This is a genomic window from Microbacterium sp. CCH5-D1 (assembly GCF_001557335.1).
GTDB classification, from domain to species: domain Bacteria; phylum Actinomycetota; class Actinomycetes; order Actinomycetales; family Microbacteriaceae; genus Microbacterium; species Microbacterium oxydans.
Map to the genome: position 1 here is coordinate 1 of NZ_LSJW01000272.1, position 1,682 is coordinate 1,682.

The 1,682-nt window shown below is 67.7% G+C and carries 2 protein-coding genes; one reads left to right on the plus strand and one right to left on the minus strand.

The genetic code is table 11. From position 1 onward, the window contains the following. Nucleotides 1–80: 80 nt before the first annotated feature. Nucleotides 81–1,085: a tryptophan--tRNA ligase gene (trpS, locus tag AX744_RS16315; RefSeq protein ID WP_082108702.1), complete on the minus strand. Its 1,005-nt coding sequence runs from the start codon at nt 1,083–1,085 to the stop codon at nt 81–83. A gap of 45 nt (nt 1,086–1,130) precedes the next feature. Here trpS and AX744_RS16320 point away from each other — a divergent pair. Next, on the plus strand, nt 1,131–1,682 hold a 552-nt coding region (locus AX744_RS16320), incomplete at its 3' end, for an SRPBCC family protein (RefSeq protein ID WP_061018045.1).

Sequence of the window (1,682 nt, forward strand, 5' to 3'; positions counted from 1 at the left end):
GCACAGGCGGATCGGAGGGCACGGCGCCGGATGGGGGAGGCAGCTGCGGATCGGTCACGACCCCCATCCTAAGGCGAGCGTCAGACGCGCCGGAGCAGACCCACCCGGTCGTACACGTTCGAGAGCGTCTCGTCGGCGACGGCGTCGGCGCGTGCGGCGTTCTCGGCGAGGATGCGGTCGAGCTCCGCGGGGTCGTCGAGCAGCTCCAGAGCGCGCGCGCGCACCGGCTCGAACTCGTTCACGACGACCTCGGCGAGACCCTTCTTGAAATCGCCGTAGCCACGACCGGCGTACTCGTCCTCGATCGCCGGGATCTGGCGTCCGGTCAGCGCCGCGTAGATGGTCAGCAGATTCGAGACACCGGGCTTGTTCTCGCGGTCGAAGCGCACCGAGCCCTCGTTGTCGGTCACCGCGCGCATGACCTTCTTCGCCGACTTCGCCGGGTCGTCGAGCATCCACAGCACGCCGGCGTCGCTCTCGGCCGACTTCGACATCTTGGACGTCGGGTTCTGCAGGTCGTAGATGCGCGCCGTCTCCTTCTGGATGACCGGCATCGGAACGGTGAAGGTCTCTCCGAACCGCGAGTTGAAGCGCTCGGCGAGATCGCGCGTGAGCTCCACATGCTGCTTCTGGTCATCGCCGACCGGCACGACGTCGGTCTGGTAGAGCAGGATGTCGGCGGCCATGAGCACCGGATACGTGAACAGTCCCACGCTCGTCGAGTCGGCCCCGTAGCGCGACGACTTGTCCTTGAACTGCGTCATCCGCCCGGCCTCTCCGAAGCCGGTGATGGTGCTCAGGATCCACGCCAGCTCGGCATGCGCGCGCACATGGGACTGCACGTACAGGGTCGACAGCGACGGCTCGATGCCCGCGGCGATGTACTGCGCAGCGGTGCGGCGCGTCTTCTCGCGGAGCTCTGCCGGGTCCTGGGCCACCGTGATCGCGTGCAGGTCGACGACCGAGAAGTAGGCGTCGTAGGAGGTCTGCAGGTCCCGCCACTGGAGCAGCGCGCCGATGTAGTTGCCGATCTGGAGGGAGTCGGCGGAGGGCTGCATTCCGGAGTAAAGGCGAGGTCTCGTCACGGGAACAATCCTATGCGGTTCGTGCGGTGCCCCTACGATGGGCGCATGGCCTCCGCATCTCCCCGTCAACGGTCGCGGAAGGATCGGGCCCTCTACGTCGAGGTGCTGATCCGGGCTCCCCTGGACGAGGTGTGGCGGCTCACCCAGGACCCGGCTTCGCACGTGCGATGGGATGCGCGTTTCACGGACATCGCGCCGCAGCGCACCAGGGCGGACGGAGCACAGGAGTTCCGATACGAGCTCGATCTCCGGCTGCACACCATCCGCGGGACCGGCATCTCGCTGGCGACGAAGGAGAGCGCTGCGGGGGAGCGCACCTCCGCGTTGCTTTTCGATACCGAAGACGCGTTCTCGCCCCTGGGCACAGGGCGCGGATACTGGCGGTACGTGCCGACAGAGGACGGCGTGCGGTTCGTCACGGGCTACGACTACGCCCCAGGATGCGGCTGGATCGGACGAGCGCTCGATCCGCTCATCACCCGACGCTTCGTCTGGTGGCTGACCGCGAGGAGCTTCGACCGTCTCCGGCTGTGGGCCGAGGCGGGGATCCCGCCCGAGCAGACGAGTGGATGGAGGTCGTTGCGCCGAGGCCGACGT